The organism is Streptomyces sp. cg40, from assembly GCF_050320165.1.
Lineage (GTDB): Bacteria > Actinomycetota > Actinomycetes > Streptomycetales > Streptomycetaceae > Streptomyces > Streptomyces hokutonensis.
Window position 1 is genome coordinate 1,428,597 of sequence record NZ_CP190128.1, and the last position, 25,429, is coordinate 1,454,025.

17 protein-coding genes and 4 pseudogenes are annotated in these 25,429 nt (G+C 68.6%); 17 read left to right on the forward strand and 4 right to left on the reverse strand.

The annotated features are described in order from the left end of the window. Positions 1–57 precede the first annotated feature (57 nt). Positions 58–1,403, forward strand: a pseudogene (locus ACQHII_RS06325) (esterase-like activity of phytase family protein). Positions 1,404–1,425: 22 nt separating this feature from the next. On the opposite strand, the gene ACQHII_RS06330 reads toward ACQHII_RS06325, so the two are convergent. Together ACQHII_RS06330 and xylA are read right to left on the reverse strand one after the other, a co-directional pair. Next, entirely contained in the window at positions 1,426–1,845 is a 420-nt protein-coding gene (locus ACQHII_RS06330; RefSeq protein ID WP_427918294.1) for a hypothetical protein, read from the reverse strand. A 187-nt stretch (positions 1,846–2,032) separates the two neighbouring features. After that, a complete protein-coding gene (xylA, locus tag ACQHII_RS06335; RefSeq protein ID WP_427918295.1) occupies positions 2,033–3,199 on the reverse strand; it encodes a xylose isomerase in 1,167 nt (388 codons plus the stop codon). Between the two features lie 132 nt (positions 3,200–3,331). Between xylA and xylB the strand changes: the two genes are divergently transcribed. The 7 genes from xylB (at position 3,332) to exaC (ending at position 12,593) form a co-directional block, all read left to right on the forward strand. Next, entirely contained in the window at positions 3,332–4,777 is a 1,446-nt protein-coding gene (xylB, locus tag ACQHII_RS06340; protein WP_427918296.1) for a xylulokinase, read from the forward strand. Between the two features lie 42 nt (positions 4,778–4,819). Further along, a complete protein-coding gene (locus tag ACQHII_RS06345; RefSeq protein ID WP_427918297.1) occupies positions 4,820–6,061 on the forward strand; it encodes an ROK family protein in 1,242 nt (413 codons plus the stop codon). A gap of 187 nt (positions 6,062–6,248) precedes the next feature. Beyond that, complete coding sequence (locus ACQHII_RS06350; RefSeq protein WP_427918298.1) at positions 6,249–7,733, forward strand: APC family permease; 1,485 nt, start codon at positions 6,249–6,251, stop codon at positions 7,731–7,733. After that, complete coding sequence (locus tag ACQHII_RS06355) at positions 7,730–8,743, forward strand: acetamidase/formamidase family protein (protein WP_427918299.1); 1,014 nt, start codon at positions 7,730–7,732, stop codon at positions 8,741–8,743. Before ACQHII_RS06350 ends, ACQHII_RS06355 begins: the two co-directional genes overlap by 4 nt. A gap of 19 nt (positions 8,744–8,762) precedes the next feature. Then, entirely contained in the window at positions 8,763–9,362 is a 600-nt protein-coding gene (locus tag ACQHII_RS06360) for an N-acetylmuramoyl-L-alanine amidase (RefSeq protein ID WP_427918300.1), read from the forward strand. 309 nt (positions 9,363–9,671) lie between these two features. After that, positions 9,672–10,949, forward strand: a complete 1,278-nt coding sequence (locus ACQHII_RS06365; RefSeq protein ID WP_427918301.1) for a GAF domain-containing protein — start codon at positions 9,672–9,674, stop codon at positions 10,947–10,949. Between the two features lie 120 nt (positions 10,950–11,069). After that, positions 11,070–12,593 carry an acetaldehyde dehydrogenase ExaC gene (gene exaC, locus ACQHII_RS06370; protein WP_093630451.1) on the forward strand — a complete coding sequence of 508 codons (1,524 nt, stop codon included), beginning with the start codon at positions 11,070–11,072 and terminating at the stop codon, positions 12,591–12,593. A gap of 220 nt (positions 12,594–12,813) precedes the next feature. Here exaC and ACQHII_RS06375 read toward each other — a convergent pair. After that, positions 12,814–13,561 (reverse strand): annotated as a pseudogene (locus ACQHII_RS06375) (transposase family protein). A 234-nt stretch (positions 13,562–13,795) separates the two neighbouring features. Between ACQHII_RS06375 and ACQHII_RS06380 the strand changes: the two are divergent. From ACQHII_RS06380 to ACQHII_RS06395, 4 genes and pseudogenes are all read left to right on the forward strand, one after another. Then, a pseudogene (locus ACQHII_RS06380) lies at positions 13,796–14,543 on the forward strand (transposase). Positions 14,544–14,829: 286 nt separating this feature from the next. Continuing rightward, positions 14,830–15,744: a helix-turn-helix domain-containing protein gene (locus ACQHII_RS06385; RefSeq protein ID WP_427918302.1), complete on the forward strand. Its 915-nt coding sequence runs from the start codon at positions 14,830–14,832 to the stop codon at positions 15,742–15,744. Between the two features lie 626 nt (positions 15,745–16,370). Continuing rightward, on the forward strand, positions 16,371–17,600 hold the full coding sequence (locus tag ACQHII_RS06390; RefSeq protein WP_427918303.1) for a cytochrome P450: 1,230 nt from the start codon (positions 16,371–16,373) through the stop codon (positions 17,598–17,600). Continuing rightward, entirely contained in the window at positions 17,597–17,791 is a 195-nt protein-coding gene (locus tag ACQHII_RS06395) for a ferredoxin (protein WP_427918304.1), read from the forward strand. Before ACQHII_RS06390 ends, ACQHII_RS06395 begins: the two co-directional genes overlap by 4 nt. 24 nt (positions 17,792–17,815) lie before the next feature. On the opposite strand, the pseudogene ACQHII_RS06400 reads toward ACQHII_RS06395, so the two are convergent. Further along, a pseudogene (locus ACQHII_RS06400) lies at positions 17,816–18,564 on the reverse strand (transposase family protein). 373 nt (positions 18,565–18,937) lie between these two features. On the opposite strand from ACQHII_RS06400, the gene ACQHII_RS06405 reads away from it, so the two are divergent. The 5 genes from ACQHII_RS06405 to ACQHII_RS06425 are packed head-to-tail and all read left to right on the forward strand — an operon-like array spanning position 18,938 to position 25,398. Next, positions 18,938–20,437, forward strand: a complete 1,500-nt coding sequence (locus tag ACQHII_RS06405) for an NAD(P)/FAD-dependent oxidoreductase (RefSeq protein WP_427918305.1) — start codon at positions 18,938–18,940, stop codon at positions 20,435–20,437. Positions 20,438–20,496: 59 nt separating this feature from the next. Then, positions 20,497–21,618: an aminotransferase class I/II-fold pyridoxal phosphate-dependent enzyme gene (locus tag ACQHII_RS06410; protein WP_427918306.1), complete on the forward strand. Its 1,122-nt coding sequence runs from the start codon at positions 20,497–20,499 to the stop codon at positions 21,616–21,618. Then, positions 21,615–22,697, forward strand: coding sequence for a cupin domain-containing protein (locus ACQHII_RS06415; protein WP_427918307.1), 1,083 nt, complete (start codon positions 21,615–21,617; stop codon positions 22,695–22,697). Before ACQHII_RS06410 ends, ACQHII_RS06415 begins: the two co-directional genes overlap by 4 nt. Before the next feature lie 29 nt (positions 22,698–22,726). Beyond that, positions 22,727–24,571, forward strand: coding sequence for a pyridoxal phosphate-dependent decarboxylase family protein (locus tag ACQHII_RS06420; protein WP_427918308.1), 1,845 nt, complete (start codon positions 22,727–22,729; stop codon positions 24,569–24,571). Further along, positions 24,568–25,398, forward strand: coding sequence for a methyltransferase domain-containing protein (locus tag ACQHII_RS06425; protein WP_427918309.1), 831 nt, complete (start codon positions 24,568–24,570; stop codon positions 25,396–25,398). The genes ACQHII_RS06420 and ACQHII_RS06425 overlap by 4 nt, the downstream gene beginning before the upstream one ends. The last annotated feature ends 31 nt before the right edge of the window (positions 25,399–25,429 follow it).

The following is a 25,429-nucleotide window of genomic DNA, read 5'->3' on the forward strand; positions in this document are numbered from 1 at the left end:
GTTCCTCATGGGGCCCAACTCTGGCCGCTGTCAACGAATTTGCCCTCAGGAGGCCAGATGTCCCCGCATGCCCCGTCCGGCGCCGCGTCCGTCGTCCCGTCGCGGCGGGTGTTCCGCTCGCCGTAGCGGTCGCCCTGATGGCGGCCGGTACGGCCGCCGGAGCCCCCTCCGGGAGCGGGGCCGCCCATGTCACCCGCACGGCGACACTGGGCGACATCCCGCTCGGCGCGTTCAGCAACGCGCTGCTGCCCGGGTCGGTGGACAACGACCGGGGAGTGGACCTCGGCGGCATCGGCAGCGACATCTACCCGGCCGGCCGCAAGGGCGAGTACTGGACGATCACCGACCGCGGGCCCAACGGCCAGATCAAGGTGAGCGGGACGAAGCGCCGTACGTTCCCGGTGCCCGGTTTCGACCCGGCGATCGTGAAGATCCGTGTCTCCGGGGACACGATCAAGGTCCTGGACGCCATCCCGATCACCACGTCCTCCGGGAAGGGCGTCACAGGGCTGTCGAACCAGCAGGGACGCGACGAGGCGCCGTACTCCTACGACGCGCAGACGCCGCTGTCGTACAACCCGAACGGGCTGGACACGGAGGGCATTGTGCGGGCCGGGGACGGTTCGTTCTGGCTCGTCGACGAATACGGCCCTTCCCTGGTGCATGTCTCCGCGCGCGGGAAGGTGCTCACGCGGTACGTGCCCAAGGGGCTGCATCTGACCGGGGCCGACTACCCGGTGGTGGAGGCGCTGCCGGCCGTTCTGCTGCACCGGAAGATCAACCGGGGCTTCGAGGGGCTCGCCCAACTGCCCGGCGGTGACCTGGTGATGGCCCTGCAGAGCCCGCTGTCGCTGCCGGACGGGGACGCCGGGAACGCGTCGCTCAACACCCGTCTGCTGCGCTTCTCCACGAAGAGGAAGGCGGTCACGGCGGAGTACGCGTACCGCTTCGACCCGGTGAACGTGGTCGACCCCAGCGAGGACGACACCTCGGAGCTCAAGATCTCCTCAGTGGTCGCCGTGGGCGACGACCGACTCCTGGTCGAGGAGCGCACCGACAAGGCCGCCCGGCTCCAACTCGTCGAGCTGGACCGGAAGTCGAACATCCTCGGCGGTCGCTACGACGACGACACGACGTTCCCGTCCCTGGAGCAGTTGGACGATCCCGCCGCCGCGGGTGTCCCGGTGCTGGCCAAGAAGCTGGTCGTGGACCTGGGGACCGTCTCCGGGGTGCCGCAGAAGATCGAGGGCATCGCGCGCGTGGACCACGACACGCTCGCTCTCATCAATGACAACGACTTCGGGATGACGGACGGCGCGGGCGCGTTCGACGCGCAGGGGCGGCTGGTCGACAGCGGTATCGAGACGACCCTGGTGTACCTGAAGCTCCCCCACGGCGTCTAGGACACGTCGGCTCCCGAGGGAACTAGCCGAGCAGGGACGGCAGCAGCGACTGGATGTCGCTCGGGATCTCGCTCGGCAGTTCCGAGGGGAGTTTCGAGGGAAGCGCCGTCGGGAGCCTGGTCGGCAGGCTGGTGGGGAGTCTCGTCGGGAGGCTCAGCGACGGGGTCTTGCTCGAACTGCTCTCCGCCGGCTGCTTCTTGTCCGGTGAGTCGTGTCCCCCGAAGACCATCAGCGCGACGGCGACGACGGCTCCGGCCGCCACGATCACGGTGAGCAGGACGAACAGCGGTCGGGGGCGCCTGCGGGGCGGCGGTTCGTAGTCTCCGTAGCCCCCTCCGGATCCGTGCCCGAAGTCTCCGGGAGGTGGTCCGAAGCCCCCTCCTTGAGGCGGGGTGGCGTCCGGTGGCCCGGGCGGTCGAGGCGGTACGGGCGGCATGGCCATACCGACAAGGGTCGCCTCGTGGAGGTCATGACGCGACCCCCGCGCGGTGGTTGATACGGACTCATGCCATGGATCGCATGATTCCGGAGCATTCTGCACGGGGGTCGGTCACAAAGAGGACCTCATGAAAACCGAGGCGAACTCACGGGAACCGGCGGGCTCGTGAGTGACGCACGCGCGCGTGCCGTCAGCCGCGTGCTCCCAGGAGGTGGTCCATGGCGAGCTGGTCGAGCTGCTCGAAGGCCATCCCGCGCTTGGCGGCGGCCTCCACGTCGAAGTCCTCGAACGCCGAGCGGTCCGCGAGCAGCGCCTTGAGGCCGTCGGCCGCGGTCTGCTGCGCCAGCTCGTCCAGACGCGAGGCGCGCAGGGCCTCCTGGACCACCGGGTCGGCGCGGAAGGCGGCCGAACGCTCCTTCAGGATCAGGTAGTTGCGCATGCAGCCGGCCGCGGACGCCCACACGCCGTCGAGGTCCTCGGTGCGCGGCGGCTTGAAGTCGAAGTGCTTGGGGCCTGCGTAACCGGCGCTCTCCAGGAGGTCGACCAGCCAGAAGGCGGCACGCAGGTCGCCGTTGCCGAAGCGCAGGTCCTGGTCGTACTTGATGCCGGACTGGCCGTTGAGGTCGATGTGGAAGAGCTTGCCCGCCCACAGGGCCTGGGCGATGCCGTGCGGGAAGTTCAGCCCGGCCATCTGCTCGTGGCCGACCTCGGGGTTGACGCCGTAGAGCTCGGGGCGCTCCAGGCGCTCGATGAACGCCAGGGCGTGGCCGACGGTGGGGAGCAGGATGTCGCCGCGGGGCTCGTTCGGCTTGGGCTCGATCGCGAACTTCAGGTTGTAGCCCTGTTCGGTGACGTACTCGCCGAGGAGGTCGAAGGCCTCCTTCATGCGGTCGAGCGCGACGCGTACGTCCTTGGCGGCGCCGGACTCGGCACCCTCCCGGCCGCCCCAGGCGACGTAGGTCTCGGCGCCCAGCTCGGCGGCGAGGTCGATGTTGCGGATCGTCTTGCGCAGGGCGTAGCGGCGTACGTCGCGGTCGTTCGCGGTGAACGCGCCGTCCTTGAAGACGGGGTGCGTGAAGAGGTTGGTGGTCGCCATCGGCACCTTCATGCCGGTCGCGTCGAGGGCCTCGCGAAAGCGCTTGATGTGCGCCTCGCGCTCGGTGTCCGAGGACCCGAAGGGGATCAGGTCGTCGTCGTGGAAGGTCACACCGTGGGCGCCGAGCTCGGACAGTCGCTGCACCGTCTCGACCGGGTCGAGGGCGCGGCGGGTGGCGTCGCCGAACGGGTCCCTTCCCTGCCAGCCGACGGTCCACAGGCCGAAGGTGAACCTGTCCTCGGGGGTGGGCTGGTAGTTCATGACGCGGCTCCTTGCTGCTTCGCTCCGACTATTTCGTCATGGCGGTTTACAAATTAGTATGCCGGAGCGTCTCTGGGAAGGGACAATGTGTCTCCGGGCGGAGACACATGCCGCACACAAGGGAGAAACCCGATGTCAGCAGCCGAGGGTCCGCTCGTCGTCGGCGTGGATTCGTCCACGCAGTCCACCAAGGCACTGGTCGTCGACGTGTCCACCGGCCAGATCGTCGCGAGTGGCCAGGCGCCGCACACCGTCTCCTCCGGGGCGGGCCGGGAGAGCGACCCCCGGCAGTGGTGGGACGCCCTGTGCGAGGCCCTGCGCCAGTGCGGGGACGCGGCCCACGAAGCGGCGGCGGTGTCGATCGGCGGCCAGCAGCACGGCCTGGTCACCCTGGACGCCCGGGGCGAGCCGGTACGGCCCGCCATGCTGTGGAACGACGTGCGCTCGGCGCCGCAGGCCACCCGTCTGATCGAGGAACTGGGTGGTCCGAAGGCCTGGGCGGAGCGCACCGGCAGCGTGCCGGGCGCCTCCTTCACGGTCACGAAGTGGGCCTGGCTCGCCGAGCACGAGCCGGAGTCGGTGCGCGCCACGGCGGCCGTACGCCTCCCCCACGACTACCTCACCGAACGGCTCACGGGCCAGGGCACCACCGACCGGGGCGACGCCTCCGGCACAGGCTGGTGGGCGTCGGGCACCGAGTCGTACGACGAGGAGATCCTCCGGCATGTCGGGCTCGACCCGGCGCTGCTGCCCCGGGTGGTGCGGCCGGGCGAGGTGGCGGGCACGGTGCGCGACTGCCACGACCTGCCGTTCTCCAAGGGCACCCTGGTCGCCCCCGGCACCGGCGACAACGCGGCCGCCGCACTGGGCCTCGGCCTCCGCCCCGGCGCGCCCGTGCTCAGCCTCGGCACCTCGGGCACGGTGTACGCGGTGTCGAAGCACCGCCCCGCCGACCCGTCCGGCACGGTCGCGGGCTTCGCCGACGCGCACGGCGACTGGCTGCCCCTGGCCTGCACCCTGAACTGCACCCTCGCCGTCGACCGGATCGCGGCCCTGCTCGGCCTGGACCGGAATGCCGTGGAACCCGGCACGTCGGTCACCTTGCTCCCCTACCTGGACGGCGAGCGCACCCCGAACCTCCCCAACGCCTCGGGCCTCCTGCACGGCCTGCGTCACGACACCACCGGCGGCCAGCTCCTCCAGGCCGCCTACGACGGTGCCGTACACGCCCTGCTGGGCGCGCTCGACCTGGTCCTCGACGAGGACGCGGACCGCACCACGCCCCTGCTGCTGATCGGCGGGGGCGCGCGGGGCACGGCCTGGCAGGAGACGGTACGCCGGCTGTCGGGACGTCCCGTCCAGGTGCCCGAGGCGAAGGAGCTGGTCGCTCTCGGGGCCGCCGCGCAGGCCGCGGGCCTGCTGACCGGCGAGGACCCGGCCGCGGTGGCCCGGCGTTGGAACACGGCCGCCGGGCCGGTGCTGGACGCCGTGGAGCGGGACGAGGCGACGTTCGCCAGGATCTCCGGGGTACTCTCCGACGCGGCTCCGCTGCTCGAACGCGACCCGAGCGGCCGTTGACGCACACCGATCGAGGACTGCCGATCGAGGACTGAGGGAGGCATGACCGCACCGCTGCACGAGGCGCACCCCGCCGGGCCCGGACGTGCCCTGCCCGACACCCAGCAGGGTATGCGCCGCCGCAATCTCGCCCGGGTGATGCACACCGTGAGCGCCGAGGGTCCGCTCTCGCGCGCGGCCGTCGCCTCGCGCATCGGGCTGACCCGTGCGGCGGTGTCGACGCTGGTGGACGAGCTGATCCGGTCGGGTCTCCTCGAAGAACTGGGCCCCGAGCGGCCTGGCCGGGTGGGCCGCCCCGGATCGGCGCTCGCCGTCAGCGGGCGCGGTCCGGCCGGAATCGGCGCGGAGGTCGGCGTCGACCATCTCGCGGTCTGCGCGGTCGACCTGCGCGGTGAGATACGGGCCCGGGCGGTGCGGCACGGTGTCAACCGCGGCCGTTCCCCCGAGCCGGTCCTCGCCGAACTCACAGCGCTGGTACGGCAGGTCGTCGCCGAGGCGGACGCGGAGGGCCTGTGGCCGGCCGGGCTCGCGGTCGCCGTGCCCGGTCTGGTGGCACGCGACGGCCGTACGGTCGTCCGCGCCCCGAACCTCGACTGGCACGACACGGATCTCGGCGCCCTGCTGCCCGCCGAACTCCCGCCCACCGTGGACAACGAGGCCAACTTCGGCGGGCTCGCCGAACTCTGGCTGGGCGAGACCACCCCGCGTGACTTCCTGCATGTATCGGCCGAGATCGGTATCGGCGCGGCGGTCGTCGTGGACGGCGGACTGCTGCGCGGAACGCGCGGATTCGCGGGCGAGTTGGGGCATGTGCCGGTCCGCCCGGACGGGCCGGAGTGCGCGTGCGGCGGACGCGGGTGTCTCGAACAGTACGCGGGCGAGGAGGCGGTGCTGCGCGCCGCCGGTCTTGAGCCCGGCGGGGACCGGGTCGGTCTGCTGGCCACCCGCGCCGCCGACGGCGACGAGGCGGTAAGACGTGCCCTGCACGAGGCGGGTACGGCGCTCGGCATCGCGCTGACCGGCGCGGTCAACCTGCTCGATCCTCAACTGGTGGTGCTGGGCGGCGCGTTGTCCGGGCTCGCGCCCTGGCTGCTGCCGTCGCTGGAGGCCGAGTTGGCGCGGCGCAGCGCGGGCCCGGCCTGTCCGGTGTCGGTGTCGCGGCTGGGGCCCGAGGGTCCGCTGCTGGGAGCCGCGCACTCGGTGGTGCGGGCCGTGCTCGACGACCCGGCGGCGGTGGCCGGACGAGCTGAACGAGCCGTGGACATCGTGGCCGAACAGGCCTGAAACACAACCGACTTCACTCGGCCTTCGCTCGTTCGGGTGGCCGGGTTTTCCACAGCTCCGTCGTCGTCCACGGAAGCCCACCACGCCCTACTGCCCAACCCGCAAGCGCCGTACCGTGATTCACGCGAGGCGCAGCCGTCGTGATGTGAGAACGGCGGACAGGTGAGGGCGGACAGGGGGGATTCACGTGTCGGAGGCGACAGTTCAGGGACTGCGACGGGACGCCGTCGGGCTGCGCGAGGTCCTTTTCCAGAGCGTCACGGCGATGGCGCCGGCCGCCGCCGTCGCCGCGTCGATCCCCTCGGGCGCGGCCTTCGCGGGCGGCAGCCTGCCGCTGTCGGTGCTGATCGCATTGGCGGCCTGCCTGTTCACCGCGTCCTGCGTGGCGGAGCTGGCCCGGGAGTTGCCCGCCGCCGGTTCGGTGGCCACGTACGCGGCGCAGGGACTGCATCCGTCCGTCGGCTTCCTGGTCGGCTGGGGCTATGTCTTCGTGGAGGCACTGGTCCCACCGCTGCTGCTCCTCCAACTCGGCTTCACCACGGCGGGCACCCTGCACCAGGAGTGGTCCTCGTATCCGGAGAACCTGTGGTGGCCGTGGGCACTCGCGGGCGCCGCGATCATCGCGGCGGCGGGCTGGTTCGGAGCGCGCGCCTCCGCCCGCTTCGGCACGGTCCTCGGGGTCTTCGAGATCCTCGTCTTCCTGGTGTTCGCCGTCTGGCTGATCGGCAAGGCCGGCAGCGCCAACACCCTGTCGGTGTTCGGCACTTCGCATACAGCCGAGGGCTACTCGGGGCTCGGCGGAGTCTTCGCCGGCTCGGTCTACACGGTGCTCGCGTTCGCCGGGTTCGAGGCCGCGGCACCGCTCGCCGAGGAGACCCGGGACCCGCGCCGGACGATGCACCGCGCGGTGCTCGGCGCGGCCCTCGGCATCGGCCTCTTCTACGTGCTGACGACCTACGCCATGACGGTGTACTTCGGCCCGGACCGCTTCGCCGGCTTCGGGGCTTCGGGCGCGGCGTCCTGGGAGGGGGTGGCACGCGCGTCGTTCGGGCTGTTCTGGGTGCTGGTGTTCCTGGCCGTGGTCAACTCGACGATCGCCAACGCCAACGCGTGCGCCACCGTCTCGACCCGCACCGCCTTCGCCCTGGCCCGCATCCGGGTACTCCCCCGCGTCCTCGCGACGCTGCACCCCCGCCACCGCTCCCCCGTCGCCGGCATCACCGTGCAGACCGTCGTCGCGGTGGGCGCCGTACTGGGCCTCGGCCTCGGCTACGACCCGGTGACCGCGTTCCTCCTCCTGGCGACGGTGATCGTCACGGTCGTCATCGGCGTCTACATCGTCGTGAACCTGGCCTGCGCGGGCTACTTCCTGCGCCGCAGACGCGAGTTGCTCAAGCCGGTACGGCACCTGCTGGTGCCCCTCCTCGGGATCGTGGCCTTCGTCCCGGCCCTGCTCACCGCGGCAGGCCTCCCGGTCTTCGACTTCGTCACCGAGCTGACCGCTCCCGTCTCCTACGCCGGACCAATCGTCGGCGTCTGGATGGCGGCAGGGGTCGTGGTGCTGCTGGTCCTGCTGCGGCGCCACCCCGAGCGAATAGCCGAGACCGCCCGTGTCCATCTCGACGAACCCGCGTCCAGCGGTCCTTCTCAGAACGGAGCAGTACAGCCATGAACGACCCCCGGATCCTGACAGTGCGGCCCGAACCGGGCGAGTACGCCTGGACGTTCGGCGGCGCGCCGCCCGTGGCGCGCATCACGCCCGGCACGGTTCTCGACCTGTACACGGAGGACTGCTTCGCCGGGCGGGTACGGTCCGAGAAGGACCTGGTGTCCGAGGTGTGCGAGTTCCCGTTCCTCAACCCGCAGACCGGCCCCTTCCATGTGGAGGGCGCGGAGCCGGGCGACACGGTCGCCGTGCACTTCGTGTCGATCGAACCGGCCCGCGACTGGGCTGCCTCCACCACGGTGCCCCTCTTCGGCGCGCTCACGTCGACGCACACCACGGCGACACTGCAGCCGCCGCTCCCGGAGACCGTCTGGATCTGGCAGTTGGACCGCACCCGCCGTACGGCGTTGTTCCGCGCGCGGGACAGCGACATCGAGATCGAGCTGCCAATGGACCCGATGCACGGCACGGTGGGCGTGGCCCCGGCCAACCTGGAGGTGCGGTCGGCGCTGGTGCCCGACGCGCACGGCGGGAACATGGACACGCCCGAGATGCGGGCCGGGGTCACCTGCTATCTCGGGGTCAATGTCGAGGGCGCGCTCCTGAGTCTCGGTGACGGGCATGCCCGGCAGGGCGAGGGCGAGACCTGTGGTGTCGCGGTCGAGTGCGCGATGAACACCGTGGTGATCGTGGAACTGCTCAAGGGCGTCGCGACTCCCTGGCCGCGCATCGAGTCGGACACGCACATCATCTCGACGGGTTCGGCCCGTCCGTTGGAGGACGCGTTCCGCATCTCCCAGCTCGACCTGGTGCGCTGGCTGGTGCGGGACTACGGGTTCAGTGAACTGGACGCCTATCAATTCGCCACCCAGGCGGTCGAATCGCCGTTGGCCAACGTGTGCGACACCAACTACACGTGTGTGGCCAAGATCCGCAAAGAGTGGCTGCCCGCGCGCGAGACTCACCGGGGGCTGCACGCGCGGTTGCGTGAGACCGCTGCGGCCCTCCGGCACTGAACCGAAAGGCAACCCGACCATGGAACGGGCAACACCGCTCCCGAGCAGGCGATGGCTCCTGAAAGGCGCCGCCCTCGCCGCCGTCCCCTACGCGTTACTCCCCGCCCCACAGGCCGACGCACAGCCGCAGGCCGTCGACTATCCGTCGGCCGAGTGGCAGCCGGCGACCTCCTCCAACTACACGGCGTCCAGCCGCCCCAGCAGCTATCCCGTCGACTACGTGGTCATCCACGTCACCCAGGAGACGTACTCCTCGACGCTGTCCATCTTCCAGAACCCGAAGAAGAAGGTGTCCGCGCACTATCTCGTGCGGTCGGCCGACGGGCATGTCGCGCAGTGCGTCCGGGAGGCCAACATCGCCTGGCACGCGGGGAATTGGGACTACAACACCCGCAGCATCGGTATCGAGCACGAGGGCTGGGTGGATCAGCCCGCGTACTTCACCGACGCGCTCTACGAGCAGTCGGCCAGGCTCACGGCGGCGATCTGCGCGAAGTACGGGCTCCCGAAGGACCGATCCCACATCATCGGGCACTACGAGGTGCCGGGCACCGACCACACCGATCCGGGGCCGAACTGGGACTGGACCCGCTACATAAGGCTGGTCGCTTCGGCTTGATGAGGCTGGTCGCTTCGGCCTGACGAGGCTGGTCACTTCGGTTCGATGAGACTGATCGCTTCGGCCCGACCCGAACCGGGCCGGAGTCCGGACCGGGCCGAGATCCGGTCAACGCCGGAGTCCGAACCGTGCCTGCTCCACGCCTGATCCGACCGGGATGTGCCGCGTTCGGACCGGCCCGGTCGAAACGGTTGTCCGTACCCTTCCCCGGAGTGACGATGTCCGCAGGCGTTTCCCCGCCGTATCGCGGGCGTGTCACCGCCGTATCGCGGTACTCGCGACGCCGTATCGCCTTCCTGGGAGGCCGAGTTGACCGATCCATGGGTGGCCCTGGAGCCGGGGGCCGACCCTGCCGAGCGGGTGCGGGTGCTGCGCCGGGCGCACGAGACGTTCGCCGTGGCGGGCACGGTGCCGCAGCCGGTGCGCTCGGTGGTGGCGGACTCCTGGCGGCGTTCGGCACGGGCCGGTGTCGGTCCCGAGGGCACGGCGAACGTGGAGCTCACGGACGGCGACCTGGGCGTCTATCGCGCGCAGCATCCGCTGGCGCGGGTGATGCCGCTGATCCGGGAGCTGATGGGCACGTTCGCCGCGGACGGCGAGCATCTGCTCGCGGTGTGCGACGCGCAGGGCAGGCTGTTGTGGGTCGAGGGGCATCCGGCGACCCGGCGGAAGGCCGGCCGGATGAACTTCGTGCCGGGTGCGCGCTGGGCGGAGAGCGCGGTCGGGACGAACGCACCGGGTACGGCCGTCGCCGTGGACCGGCCGGTGCAGGTGTTCGCGGCCGAGCACTTCATCCGGCGAGTGCAGCCGTGGACGTGTGCGGCGGCTCCGGTGCACGATCCGCGCACCGGGCGGGTGCTGGGTGCCGTGGACATCACCGGCGGGGACGGGCTGGCGCATCCGCACAGCCTGGGCTTCGTGCAGGCGGTGGCGCGCGCCGCCGAGTCCCAGCTGGCGCTGCTCGCCCCGGAGCAGACGTCGGTGGACGGACCCGAGCTGACGGCGCTCGGCCGGGACGAGGCCCAACTGTGCGTCGACGGACGCAAGATGAGGCTGAGCCGTCGGCACAGCGAGATCCTGGTACTGCTGGCCCGGCATCCCGAGGGGCTGACCGGCGACGAGCTGCTGTGCGCGCTGTACGAGGACGAGTCGGTGCCGCCGGTGACACTGCGGGCCGAACTGGCCCGGCTGCGCAGGCTGTTGGGACCGGGTCTGCTCGCCTCGCGTCCCTACCGGCTCACGCTGCCGGTCGAGTCCGATGTGGCGATCGTCGAACGGCGCCTGGAAGGAGGCGCGGTGACGGGAGCCGCGGCGGCGTACACGGGTCCGCTGCTGCCGGGTTCGCAGGCCCCGGCGGTGGTTCGGCTCAGGGCGCGCCTGGCGGACGGCCTCCGTACGGCGTTGATCGCGCGCCGCGATCCCGATCTGCTGGCCGACTGGGCGCACGCGCCGTGGGGCGAGGACGACCTCGCCGTGTGGCGGGCGCTCGCGGCGATACGCCCGACGGCACCGGTGCGCTCCCGACTCACGGCCCTGGAGTCGGAGTTGGCGGCACCGGCTCCTTGGTCCCGCGGGACGGGCCGCTGACGTAACCCACCTGGCGTACCTCACGGGAGGCACCGCAACGTACATGCAACGTCCCGCTCCCTAGCCTCGCGCCGAGAGCTGCCCAACGGCGGGCAGCGCTGCTCCGGGAGGCACACCAGCATGACCCGTTACACGGCACCCGGCACCGAGGGCGCGATCGTCTCCTACCAGGCGCGCTACGACCACTTCATCGGCGGCGAGTACGTGCCGCCGGCTCGCGGGCAGTACTTCGAGAACCCGTCCCCGGTGAACGGACAGCCGTTCACGGAGATCGCGCGCGGCACCGCGGAGGACGTGGAACGGGCGCTGGACGCGGCGCACGCCGCCGCGCCGGGATGGGGGCGCACCTCGGTGACCGAGCGGTCCGACATCCTGCTCAAGATCGCCGACCGGATGGAGGCGCACCTGGAGCCGCTCGCGGTCGCGGAGAGCTGGGAGAACGGCAAGCCGATCCGCGAGACCCTCGCCGCCGACATCCCGCTCGCCATCGACCACTTCCGCTACTTCGCGGGGGCGATCCGGGCGCAGGAGGGTTCGCTGGGCGAGGTCGACGACGACACGGTGGCGTACCACTTCCACGAGCCGCTCGGGGTCGTGGCGCAGATCATCCCGTGGAACTTCCCCATCCTGATGGCGACCTGGAAACTCGCCCCGGCCCTCGCGGCGGGCAACGCGGTCGTCATCAAGCCCGCCGAGCAGACCCCGGCGTCCATCCACTACTGGATGAGCCTGATCGCGGACCTGCTGCCGCCGGGTGTGGTGAACATCGTCAACGGCTTCGGCGTCGAGGCGGGCAAGCCGCTCGCGTCCAGCCCGCGCGTGGCGAAGGTGGCCTTCACCGGTGAGACCACCACGGGGCGGCTGATCATGCAGTACGCCTCGGAGAACATCAAGCCGGTCACGCTGGAGCTCGGCGGGAAGTCGCCGAACATCTTCTTCGACGACGTGTCGTCGGCGAACGACGACTTCCTCGACAAGGCGCTCGAAGGCTTCACGATGTTCGCGCTCAACCAGGGCGAGGTGTGCACCTGCCCGTCCCGGGCGCTCGTCCAGCGCGGCCACTACTCCGACTTCCTCCAGGCGGCCGTCGCCCGCACGGAGTTGATCAAGCCGGGGCACCCCCTCGACACCGACACGATGATCGGCGCCCAGGCCTCCAACGACCAGCTGGAGAAGATCCTCTCCTACCTGGACATCGGCCGGCAGGAGGGCGCGAAGGTTCTCACGGGCGGCGAACGCCTCGACTACGACGGCGAGTTGAAGGGCGGCTACTACGTCCAGCCGACGATCTTCGAGGGCGACAACCGGATGCGGATCTTCCAGGAGGAGATCTTCGGGCCGGTGGTCTCGGTGACGTCGTTCGACGACTTCGACGACGCGATCAAGGTCGCCAACGACACGCTGTACGGTCTCGGTGCCGGTGTGTGGACCCGGGACATCAACACGGCGTACCGCGCGGGCCGGGCGATCCAGGCAGGCCGGGTGTGGACCAACTGCTACCACGCGTACCCCGCGCACGCGGCGTTCGGCGGCTACAAGCAGTCCGGCATCGGCCGCGAGAACCACAAGATGATGCTGGAGCACTACCAGCAGACCAAGAACCTCCTCGTCTCGTACTCGCCGAAGAAGCTTGGCTTCTTCTAGGGCCTCAAGTGGGTTGCCTGGAGGCACTGTTGCACTCCAGGCAACCCACCGCAGAGAATACCCACCGTAATCGATTAATTCCTTAAGGCTACATTCTGGCGCCTCAAGAGATTCCTGCCGGACGATTCGCGGAGCAAAAAAGCTCCGACGGACACGATCCATCAGCCACAAGCTCAGCAGTCCGTCGATACCGGCATGCTGCGCCGAACAGTGAGCTTCTTCAGCGTTGCCGCTCAAGGGTGAGGATGACCTTGGCGATTGACGTCATGCGGTCGGGCTGCACCGAGATCTGCGGAAGATGCGCCAGGACTTCAGGCGTGCGACGCCGCGTTCGACCGGTGCTCGCGCAGCGGCCAGGGCCCGGTTGAGGGTCCTTTCGGTTGAGGTGAGTTCCTGCAGCGGCCTGCGTTTGAGCCGGTGGTCACCCATGGGCCGCCGCCTTGGTAGGCGAGGTCGGCCAGGATGGGAACGCCCTGGCGCTCGCAGATCCGGATGATCCGGTGGGTGCGGGCCGCGGTCAGGTCGTGCGTGCGGCCCGGCAGGGCGGGTGAGAGCCACAGCAGCCGGCCGCCGGGGTCGGTGACGACCTGCACGTTCACGCCGTGGCGTCGGTGCTTGTGGGAGTAGTCGGCGCGTCCGTCGCCGACCCGGTCGCACCCGGCGAGCGTGCCGTCCAGCAGGACGAAGTCCGCACCACTCTCGCGCAGCACCTTCAGCAGACCCGGTGCTCGTTCGGCGAGCAGGTCGACGACCGCGGTGATGTAGGCGTGAGCGGTGGACTCGCCGATACCGAACCCGGCTGCGATCTTCGCCAGGGTGGTGTGTTCGCGCAGGTACACCAGTGCCACCATCGCGCGTTGGGACGGGCGCAGCTTGCATCGGCGGTCGCCCTCACAGGTGACGATCAGCATGGTGACCCACTCCACGAGCGCATGTGGCAGGTCAAGTGCGGCAGTATGGATGACCAACGAGGCCCCCGAGCAACGTGATTGAGACGTCAGACATCTCGATCAACAACCTGGGGGCCTCGGTCATTGCGCTTCACGGACCGTCCCCCGATCAGTGGCCAGCTCGAAGAAACTCAGTGAGGGTTTTCAGTCCGGGCACTGATTGGGTGACGCCGACGGGGTGCGCAACGCACGAGGCTCCCGTGCCGTTGGGGGAGGTGTTCGAAGTCTCAACCCACAGGCACAGGAGCCGCGTTGGTTGCGTATTCTGCCGCACTCGACCTGCCTCATGCCCTGGCTGAGTGGGTCACCATGCTCATGGTCGCCCGTGAGGGTGACCGCCGCTGCAAGCTTGCGCCGCACCAGCGTGCGCTGGTCGGCCTGGTGTACCTGCGGCGGCACGACACCCTCGCCCAACTCGCGGCCGGCCTCGGCATTTGTGTCGGTACCGCGCACGCCTACACCGCAGCCGTCGTCGACCTGCTCGCCGGCCGCGCGCCGGGCCTGCCGCGCGCCCTGCGCGAGGCCGACCCGGAGTACGTCCTGCTCGACGGCACCCTGGCGGAATGCGACCGGGTCGGTGACGGCCGGGCCGACTTCTCCCACAAGCACCGTCGGCACGGGGTGAACGTGCAGGTGGTGACCGACCCTGTCGGGCGGCTGGTGTGGATCTCGCCCGCCCTGCCCGGCCGCGCGCACGACCTCACCGCGGCCCGCACCCACAAGATCATCCGGATCTGCGAGCGCCAGGGCGTCCCCGTCCTCGCCGACCGCGCCTATAGGGAGCCGGCCCATGGGTGACAACGGCCCTCAGACGCCCGCCGGGCCGCGGGCTCACACCCACCCGGCAGACCGTCAACCGGGCGCTGTCCGCAGCCCGGGCACCGGTCGAGCGCGGCATCGCCCGACTGAAGTCCTGGCACATCTTCCGCCGATCCCGATGCAGCCCGACCGCATGACGTCAATCGCCGCCGCCGTCCTCACCCTGGAGCGCCAACACTGAAAACCCTCACTCTCCCTGTCGGGCTCATCGCCGACCACGTCGAAACCCGCGAAACTCTCAGGACTTTTTAATTCGCAACACGTTTACTTTCCGTGGGGCAACCATATGCGGGCAACAGGATGGGGCAACTTTTCCATGCGGTTGAACTCATGCGTAATCCTGAAGGATGGCCGAAAATCGGCTTCATGCTATCGACCCCACGCCGAAATGATTACTTCCTTGAAAGTTGGATGAAGTAAGAAAGTAAGAAGACGGGCTGAGCCCGCACATTGGGGGGTGACCCTTCGTGGTCAATCCTGAGAATTTTCCCTTCCTGGCCGGCGAGCATCCTTACGGCGGCTGTTTAGGCATGTCGACATCGCACATAGAAATAGACTCTATCGGTGCGGACGGCCTCGAAGTGGCTACCGTGGACTGCGGACCGGTCGCCATCAGATCCGAGAACGGATCCAGCGATTGCGTCACCCCGTCGCAATGTGTCATCTTCTACATGCTGTCGGGAATCGCATTCACGGTCCACGAGGGTCGTCGCGTGGAGATCGATGCGGGCGCTCTGATTGTCACCGATGACAGCATCGACTTCTCTTTTCACGCGCGGGGCGTCTCGCGACTGCTCGTCCTTCGCTTCATGGGAGAGCCGACGGACAGAATGCCGACCGCACGCCCAGGGACCTTCCACGTGGTACGGAGGCCCGAGAAGTCACAGGCGGGTTCGCTGTTGTTTCCGCTCCTCAGGACCCTGGCCACGGAGATCTGGAACGTCGACGGCGAAATCGGCCCCGGCCTGGAGCAGATCGTCTACTTCCTAGGTACGTCCATGGCGAGAATCGCGTACGTCGAGATGGGCGACCATCACCCGGCCGGCAGCATCCCCCTCCTGACCGACGTGAAGGAATCCATCGAAAGGCAGCTCGGCCTCTTCGGGGTCAGCCCGGCAACACTCGCAACCGAGCATCACATGTCATTACGACAGCTGCACCGACTGTTCGAGCCCACCGGCGAGAGTGTCATGCAGTACATCAAACGCCGACGCCTGGAGTGTTTCGCACACGACCTCACCAATCCAGATCTACGGCACAGGAAAATAAGCGAACTGGCCGCCGCCTGGGGAATGCCGGACGCGGCGATGCTCAGCAAGAATTTCCGGTCCGCCTACGGTGTACCGCCTAGGGAATACCGCAAAAAGTACTTACCCGAATGAGGCGCTGACGCTCGGAGACCAACGGAGCTGCTCCGCCTCGGTGGACTCCGCCAACTCCTCGATGTCGCCGCCGGGTTCACCACGGTGTCGACCGGATCGAAAAAGCCGGCGCCGACTTCGCATCGACCGCGTCACCGGGACCGCGGGCCGCGATCCGGAGATGGTCGAGGTCACCCGGCACCACGGCACGACCATACGCACTCGCCTGCCTGCGGCTGCGGAGACGAAGGGCAGGCAGTTCCGAGGCAACGGTCCGCGTCGCGAGGGCCACTTCGACAGAGGAGGTGGCCACCACCAGTTCGGTCCTGGGACAGCGCCCTGCCGGGAGGTTCGGGCCATCTCGACAACCGGAACCACCGCCGCCTCCGGCAACCTGGCACGTACCGACAGAAAATTGCGCGCTGGATGACAAGTATCAGGAAAAACAACCTGGCACCATACACGGAGTAGACACGAGCCGGTCTTTCACATAACCACGACCGGACTGGCATAATTGACCGAACCAGCATGACTCGCGTCCATGATCATTTCCTGTGCCCATATTCTCCGCGAGATCCGAGCCAGCAGATCGGCGCAGTCATCTGATTCCCTCCACTCCATTCGCATTCACCGGAAGGCGAACACACGTGACCAAAAAGAAAGCAACTCCGTTCACCCCGCACGACGCGGGTCACGTGGCCGACCCGGACGACGCCCTCGAAGCCGCGCGCCGCGAATGCCCCGTCAGCCAAGTCAGCGACGTCCTGTTCGTCGTGGCCGCCGACACTGACGTACGCGCGATGTTCAAGGACAGCGCGGTCTTGTCGAACAGAGGGAACTTCACGATTGGCCGCGAAGACCGGGATCACGCATTTTCTGGCATTACGAACCTCGATCCGCCAGTGCACACGGAACTACGGTCGAGGCTTCTTCGGAGCATGGCCCCCAAGAAACTGCGATCGCTCGCTCCGCACGTCGCTCGCGTCATAGCAAAGGCACTGGACGGGCTGCCGACGTCAGGTGAAGTGGAACTCCACAAGGACTACATAGCGCACATCCCGTCGGCCGTGACGTACTCCATGATCGGCCTTCCCGAGAAGCACTGGTCCGAGGTCGAGGTCCTGGCGGACGCCCTGGTCGAGGCGGTCCCCGCACCCGAGACGAGCATGCCGGAATACGACAGACTCATGGAAATAATGGGTCAAGTGGTACGCGGCCGACGCGACCATCCAGAGCAGCGCCGCGACGACGTCCTGGATAATCTCTGTTTCGCCGCTCCGGGGGAGCGCGAGATGGCGGACCTTGAGGTCGTCATGCACTTGAGGCAGCTCTTCGCGGCCGCGACAGACACGACCCGAGCGCTGATTGCGAATTGCATCTACCGACTCTTGGAGCACGGCGATTGGGCGCGCATCGCCGCTGACCGATCCTTGCTCAAAAACGCTATCGAAGAGTCTCTCCGGTTCGACTCGCCGGCGCAGTTCATGACGCGATCCGTAGTGCAGGACACCGTCATCGGCGAGTGTCCTGTATCTGCGGGCCACAAGGCTTACCTCAGTATCCAATCGGCCAATCACGACGAGGCGTCCTGGGGATCGACAGCTCGTCAGTTCGACATCACCCGACAGGTTGCCGTGCAGCATGTCGCCTTTGGACGCGGTATTCACAGCTGCCTCGGTGCGCCGCTGGCCCGCATGGAGGCGTATATGGCGATCGACATCCTCATGGATCACTATCCGCGCATGGCTGCCGGCCGCCGAGCGACGTGGGAGAAGTGCGACGGCCTGCTTCTGCGGCGCCCGAAGGAAGTATGGGCCCGACTCACGGGGGAAACGCCCGCAGCGACCGCCACCGACGCCGAGCAGGCATCCGAATGAAGCGGGTCGTACTGGACCGCACCAAATGCGAGGGCCACGGCATGTGTGAAGTCGCGGCACCGGCCTACTTCGAGCTTGATGCTGAAGGCAAGCTGGCCGTACTGGAGCCGCAGGTCGGCGCTGACGATGACTCGCGGGTCCAGGAGGCGGTTCGAAGCTGCCCGGTCGCCGCTCTGCGCATCGAAGCATGAGCCCGACAGGGAGAGTGAGGGTTTTCAGTGTTGGCGCTCCAGGGTGAGGACGGCGGCGGCGATTGACGTCATGCGGTCGGGCTGCATCGGGATCGGCGGAAGATGTGCCAGGACTTCAGTCGGGCGATGCCGCGCTCGACCGGTGCCCGGGCTGCGGACAGCGCCCGGTTGACGGTCTGCCGGGTGGGTGTGAGCCCGCGGCCCGGCGGGCGTCTGAGGGCCGTTGTCACCCATGGGCCGGCTCCCAGATAGGCGCGGTCGGCGAGGACCGGGACGCCCTGGCGCTCGCAGATCCGGATGATCTTGTGGGTGCGGGCCGCGGTGAGGTCGTGCGCGCGGCCGGGCAGAGCGGGCGAGATCCACACCAGCCGCCCGACAGGGTCGGTCACCACCTGCACATTCACCCCGTGCCGACGGTGCTTGTGGGAGAAGTCGGCCCGGCCGTCACCGACCCGGTCGCATTCCGCCAGGGTGCCGTCGAGCAGGACGTACTCCGGGTCGGCCTCGCGCAGGGCGCGCAACAGGCCCGGCGCGCGGCCGGCGAGCAGGTCGACGACGGCTGCCGTGTAGGCGTGCGCGGTACCGACACAAATGCCGAAGCCGGCCGCGAGTTGGGCAAGGGTGTCGTGCCGCCGCAGGTACACCAGGCCGACCAGCGCACGCTGGTGCGGCGCAAGCTTGCACCGGCGGTCACCCTCACGGGCGACCATGAGCATGGTGACCCACTCGACCAGGGCATGAGGCAGGTCGAGTGCGGCAGAATACGCAACCAACGCGGCTCCTGTGCCTGTGGGTTGAGACTTCGAACACCTCCCCCCAACGGCACGGGAGCCTCGTGCGTTGCGCACCCCGTCGGCGTCACCCAATCAGTGCCCGGACTGAAAACCCTCAGTGACTTGAGACGCGAGCACGCCGAACCCCGCTTTCACGGTGGCACGTACCGACAGAAAATTGCGCACGGGATGACAAGTATCAAGAAAAACAACCTGACACCATACACGGAGTAGACACGAACTGGTCGTTCACATAACCGCGAACGGACTGACGAGTGAGTCGCGCGACCTCGACCGGTCCGACACTCGCACCGCCGCGGCGCCCCGCTGGGCATTTGAATTCCGTCGTTCCACCACTTCCGGGAGATGCCTTATGGCTGCTCGAAGTAGCATGGATATCGCCGTCGTCGGGAATGGCGTACTCGGACTGTCGATCGCTGTCGAGATCGCACGCCGGGCGCCGAAGCTCAACATTGCGGTGATCGGCCCTCCGGATCGGACCCTCGCGGCATCCACGGCAGCCGGCGCGATGCTGAACTGCTTCGGCGAGGTGACGAAATACACCCACCAACACCCCGCCGCCGAAGCGAAATTCACCATCGCACGCCAAGCACTCGACGAGTGGCCCGCATGGCTGGACCGACTCTGCGACGACGTCGGCCCCGACGCCACGGCCCTGCGCGCCTCGCGGACCGAGGGCACGTTCGTGCTGCTCAGCGGCAGGTCGGGGCATCTCGCCCAGGAGAACTTCCAGGCGATGCGCGCAGCGCTCATCAAGTACGACGAGCCGCACGAGCAGGTCGACCCCCAGGACATCGAGGGCCTGGACCCCAGCCCCAGCGCCCGCCCCTCGCACGCCATGCACCTGCCCCGCGAAGGCGCCATCGACGCACGGGCCGTCATCACCGCGCTGGAGGCAGCGTCACGCCGCCACGGCGTCCACCTTCTTCCCGCCACGGTGCGGGCCCTCCTGGCCGACGCGGACACCGTCACCGGCGTGGGGTTCGACGACGGCGGCACGCTCAGGGCCGACACCGTCATCCTCGCGGCGGGCAGTACCAGCAGCGCTCTCGCCGACAGCGTCCTGCCTCCCGGTGAGACCCCACCCATGCTGCACGGCAACGGTCTGTCACTGCTCACCCGGCGCACCGCCCCCCACCGCGCCCGCGCGGTACTGCGCACACCCATTCGCGCCGGATCCTGCGGCCTCCACCTCGTGCCCCTGGCCGGAGAGGACCGGCAGTACCTCGGCGCCAACAACATGGTCACGCTCCATCCGGCGCACGGGCCCGGGGTCGGCGACGGCCATGCGTTCCTGCGCCAGATATGCGAGCACCTCGACCAGAAGCTCGCGTCCTCGCAGGTCACCCAATGGCTGCACGGAGCGCGCCCGATGCCCCTGGACTGCTTCCCGCTGATCGGTGAGAGCAGCCTCCGCGGGCTGCACTTCGCCACCGGCACCTATCGGGACGGCTTCCACTGCTCACCGGTCATCGCCCGCCATGTCGCAGACACCGTCCTGAACCAGGCCGCCACCCACCCGGACTTCGACTGGTTCACCCCGAAACGCCCGCCGATCGAGACAATGACCGTCGAGGAAGCCATCGCGGAATTCGCTTCGCACGAAGTGGACGCCGCCTACGAATACGGCCTGACCCTCCCCTTCTGGCTCGACAGCGAAACGGTCGCTCAGCACTCGAAGCAGCGGGCCCGACGCGTTCACGAGGAGCTGGACGAACTCGTCGCTCTGCCTCCGGACAACCTCATGGCTCTCCAGGGCCTCACCGCCTCGGAAGGTCTGGCGGACCTGCGCCTCTACCTGCACGCGGCGCGCGCCTACCACCAGAAACCGACACAGGCCACGGCGGTTTAGCCCCTCCCCGTCATGGGAGTCTCCCGTAAAGGCATAAAAGGTATAGAGGTATCGGACCAGTGCGAGAACGCCTTCAGTCCTGGGGATTGCCAGGCCCTTCAGGACAGCGCCCCGAGGAATCCGGATTCATCAACCTTCAATTCAATGAGAATCCCTTCGGCGGACAATATCTTCGCTACCCCGAGCACTCACCGGATTTCCTCGCTCCCGTATATCTGAGCGCACTGGAAATCCTCGATCCGCCTACCGAGGACAGCGGACACCACCCCCCGAATGCGGATGCAGACGCGGGCGCGGGCGCCGATGCGGTGATCACCCGCGGCGCCACGGAAGCCCTCGATCTGGCACTCCGGGCACTTTTCGAACCGGGAAAGGACGCCGTCGCGGTCACATGGCCGAGCTTCGGCTTCTTCGAGCGACTCGCGGCCCTGCACAACGTCGCCCAGTACCGCGTGCCGCTCGGCGGGGCACGGTATGACCGACTGGATATCGAACGCCTGCTGTCGCTCCCGGTGAAGGGGATTTTCCTGTGCGACCCCAACAATCCGACCAGTACCTGTCTGGACGCCGGCGACCTGGACCGCTTGCTGGATCGCTTTGACGGGGTCGTCATCATCGACGAGACCTACTCCGAGTTCAACTCTCGACCGTCCCACCGGCACAAGCTGGACGCCCACCCCAACCTGATCTCGGTGCGGTCGATGTCGAAGGCCCTGGGCATGGCGAATCTGCGGCTCGGAGCGTTGCTCGGAGCATCCGCCGTCCTTGACGCGGTACGCAAGGTGCGCATGCCCTTCCCCGTCCCGGGCCTGGTCACCGAGGCCGCCGCGGCGGAATTGGCCAGACCCGCACAACTCGCGTCCAGGATCGCCTCCTGCGTGGCGGAACGCGACCGGCTGGCGAAAGGCCTGACGGGCTGTCCCGGGGTGCTCGACGTCTTCGCGGACGCCGGATTCATCTCCGTCCGGATCACTGACCGGGATTCCGCGCTGGCGAGGCTGCACGACGCCCATATCGCCGTGGCACCCGAGCCGGAAGGCTGGCGCGACCATCTGCGGATCTCTGTCGGATCCCCGGCCGAGAACGCGCAGTTGCTCGCCTCCCTCCATCGGAACGCCCAACGGAACACTCCTCGACCTCCCCCGTCCCATTCGAGTTCACAGGAAGGTGAACGCACGTGAGCGAAGAACTCGCCATCAAGGAACCACAGGTGGACACCGCGGTCCTGACCGTCTCCCGCAACGACATCCGGCAGATCTCCTCCGTCGTCGTCGAGGGCAACACCCACCACCTCGGAGAGCAGCGGGACTTCCGGCGGAACGACCTCCTGGCCGGCTTTCTCCCGGAGACCGGCCGGCTCTCGGTCTCCTGGGTACGCCTTGCCGACGGCGAGCAACTGGACGTCCACCAACACCCGATCAAGTCGATGATCATCGTCTGCAAGGGCTCGGTCCGACTCCTCGGGGACAAGGAGCAGGAGCTGGCCGAGGGGGACACCGTCGCCGTTCCCCCGGGCGCCCGGCACGGTTTCGTGACCAGGCCGGGTGAGGAGTTCTGCGGACTCTCGGTGCAGTTCGAGGGAAGCGGGCTCTACGAGGACGAACACGCGGCACGAGTCGAGTTCAGCGGGGACTCCACACCACTGGCCAAGCTGGAGGAGTACAACGCCGAGCGGTTGCGCAAGTTCAGCGATCATCACTTCTTCGACCTGTTCGACGGCGGGCATGTGGGACGGGACCGCAGGATGCGCGACCGTTTCGTATCCGCTCTCTACGTCTGGTCGGTGTACTTCCAGCGCATGCTCTACGCACGGCAGGCGGCCTGCGCCGATCCGCTGCTGCGTGAGGTGTACGCGGGCCATCTGCGAGAGGAGTTCGGGCACGACCTCCTGCTCAAGGAGAGCCACGGCGTCAACGACACGGTGTACGACCCCATTCTGGAGGCCGTCGGCAACTGGTTCGTGATGCAGATGTACGGATCGGACGAGGCGTCGAGGATCGTCATCGTCCACATGGCCGTCGAGACCTGCTGCCAACTGTTCGGCGAACGCACCGGCGTGGTCTTCGCCGACGAGGGCTCGGACGGCACCTCGTACTTCGATCTCCATTTCGAAGTGGACGAGGACCACCGGGAATTGGGCCGCGACTACCTGAAGGGACTGTCGGCCGCGCAATTCCCGAAACTGATGCAGGTCTGCACCCAGGCGTGGGACCAGATCGATCTGCTCTTCGAACGCATCTCCGCCCACATGGTGCGCTGACGGGACGACGCGGGAAAGGAGGAGGGCCCATGCGGCACACGCGCTCGGGTGGGGGACTGTTTCCGCACCCGGAGAACCGTGAACTGTTCACGAGGCTGCTGCGGCAGGTCGTCGACGACTACTACCGATGGCACGCGCGGTGCGCGGAAGCCGCCGCACCGGCTCTCATCGCCCCCGCGGACGAGGCCGTGGCGCGGCACACGGCGGGGCCGGCGGGGGACATGGACGCCGTCGAGGGTCTGGTGCGCGAGTTGTCCGAGCGACTCGCGCACCGGGCGACGCCCGTCCCCTCGCCGTTGTATCTGGCCCACATGACGCCGGACATCCCGGTGGCGGCGAGCCTCGCCTACCTCTGCGCGATGCTCTACAACCCGAACAACGTCACACCGGAGACCGCTCCGGTGACCACCGAGCTGGAACACGAGGTCTCCGAAGACCTCTGCCGTCTGATCGGCTACCAGCCCGGCACCGGGTGGGCGCACCTGTCCTCGGGAGGCAGCTCGGCCAACTTCGAAGCCATGTGGATCGCCCGCAACCTGCGCAGCGTGCCCGCCGCGGCGGCGGCCCACCCCGCCACGGCCGACCTCGTCTCCGGTCGCTCCGCCTTGGTGCTCGCCAACATGCCGGTACCCCAGGTGCTGGATCTCGTCGAGGCCCTGTCCGCGCGCGGGCTGCTCCCCGAGGTGGCGCGGCTGGCCGCCGAGCAGCGGCGGGAGGCGAACACATCGGGCACGCTGCTCCTCGCCCGAAACGCGCACTACACCTGGGACAGATGCGCCGACCTGCTCGGGTTGGGCCCCGCCGACGTGGAGAAGACGGAGCTGACGCCGACACACCGGGTGGACGTGTCCGCGCTCGGCAGGCGCGTGCGCGCCCTGCTGGCGAACGGGCGGCCGATCCTGGCCGTGGTGGCGATGTGCGGCAGCAGCGGAGAAGGCGCGGTCGACGACCTCGACGCCATCCTGCGGTTGCGGGCCGATTGTGAGCGGCGTTTCGGCGCGTCGTTCTACGTCCACGTCGATGCCGCGTTCGGCGGGTACTGCCGCAGCCTGTGGCTACGACCCGACGGCACGATGGCTCCTTTCGAGGACCGCCCGTTGCACGGGAGCGGCGCCCGCATGAAACCCGAGGTCCACGCCGCTTTCCAGGCGCTGCCGCTCGCCGACTCGGTCACCGTGGATCCCCACAAGAGCGGCCACAGCCCCTACCCGGGAGGCAGCCTGGTGTTTCGCGACAGACGAGCCGTCTCCCTCGTGGCCCGGGAGTCGATGTACTTCGGTCAGGGCGATGGCAGTCGCATCCCCTTCGGTCCCCACACGCTCGAAGGGGGACGCCCCGGAGCCGCGGCTGCCGCCGTATGGGCCGCGCACCGACAGATCGGGCTGCATTCGCAGGGCTACGGCCGATTGCTGGGCGGCTGCGTCGCGACGGCTCAGAGTCTGCACAAGCGGTTCTCCGTGGCCGGCCGGACCGGGCCAACGGCAACCTACGGCGTGGATTCCGAGGTCATCAGCTGCTTCGCCCCGGACCTGAACATCCTCAATCTGTCCGTCGGACCGCAGGAAAGTGAATCCCGGCGCGTCGGTGGGGGCGCCTTCGGCCGCTTGGCGCTCGACTCGATCGTTGCCGAGGCGGCTGATGAACCGCTGACCAGCCTCTACGTGTCAGGAAACTCCCTCACCGGCCGTCCACTGCCCGGAGGTATGGAGCGGGTGCTGCGGTTGTGCACGATGAAAGAGCTCGGGCCGGCGGCCTTGGACGTCGTCGAGCGACAGCTACGGGCCGCCGTTTCCCGGTCCGTGGCCAAGGTGGGCACCGATGGCGTCGCCGCCCGACCGGTCTCCGTTCCTGCTTCAGCGAAGGAGTGGAAGTGACCCCCGCACACACGGACAGCAGTGACAGGCCGTCAAAGGTCAGCTGGGACCCCCAGTTGTACCTGCGTTTCCCGGAACACCGAATGCGCCCGGCGCTGGAGCTGCTGGACCGCGTCTCGTTCGACACGCCTCCCGCGGTTGTGTACGACCTCGGGTGCGGCCCCGGGACGCTCACGCGCGTGTTGACCGAACGCTTCCCCGCCGCCGAGGTTCACGGCGTCGACAGCTCGCCGGAGATGTTGCGGACCGCAGCCGAGGCCGCGCCGACGGCACATCTGCACCAGGTGGAGATCAGCTCTTGGCGCCCGCGGCAGCGTCCCGACCTGGTGTTCGCCAATTCGCTGTTCCACCTGGTCCCCGACCACGGCGACCTCCTGCGGCGCATGGTCCGCGACCTCGCTCCCCGCGGCGTACTGGCGGCGCAGATGCCGGTGTTCCACCGCACGCCGTGGTTCCGGCTGATGACCCAGACCCTGGAGGACGGTGGGCGGGGCGGCATGCCTCTGGGCGCCCCCGGGCTGCGTCGGACGCTGTACCGCCGGCACACGGTGGAAGCGATGGGCTACTACGACCTGCTGGCCGGCCCGAACGCGGAAGTGGACATCTGGAGCACCGAGTATCTACACGCCCTGGACGGTCCCGATCCGGTGTGGGCCTGGGTGGAGGCCGCCGGACTACGGCCCGTCATCGACGGGCTGACCGCTGCCGAGTTCGCCGAGTTCCGTACCACCTACCTGGAACGGCTGCGCGCGGCTTACCCACCCCTGCCGGACGGTCGCACTCTCTTTCCGTTCCAGCGGCTCTTCCTCGTCGTTCACCGCGCCTGAGCCCGGATCCACAGGATCATCTCTGTCTCTG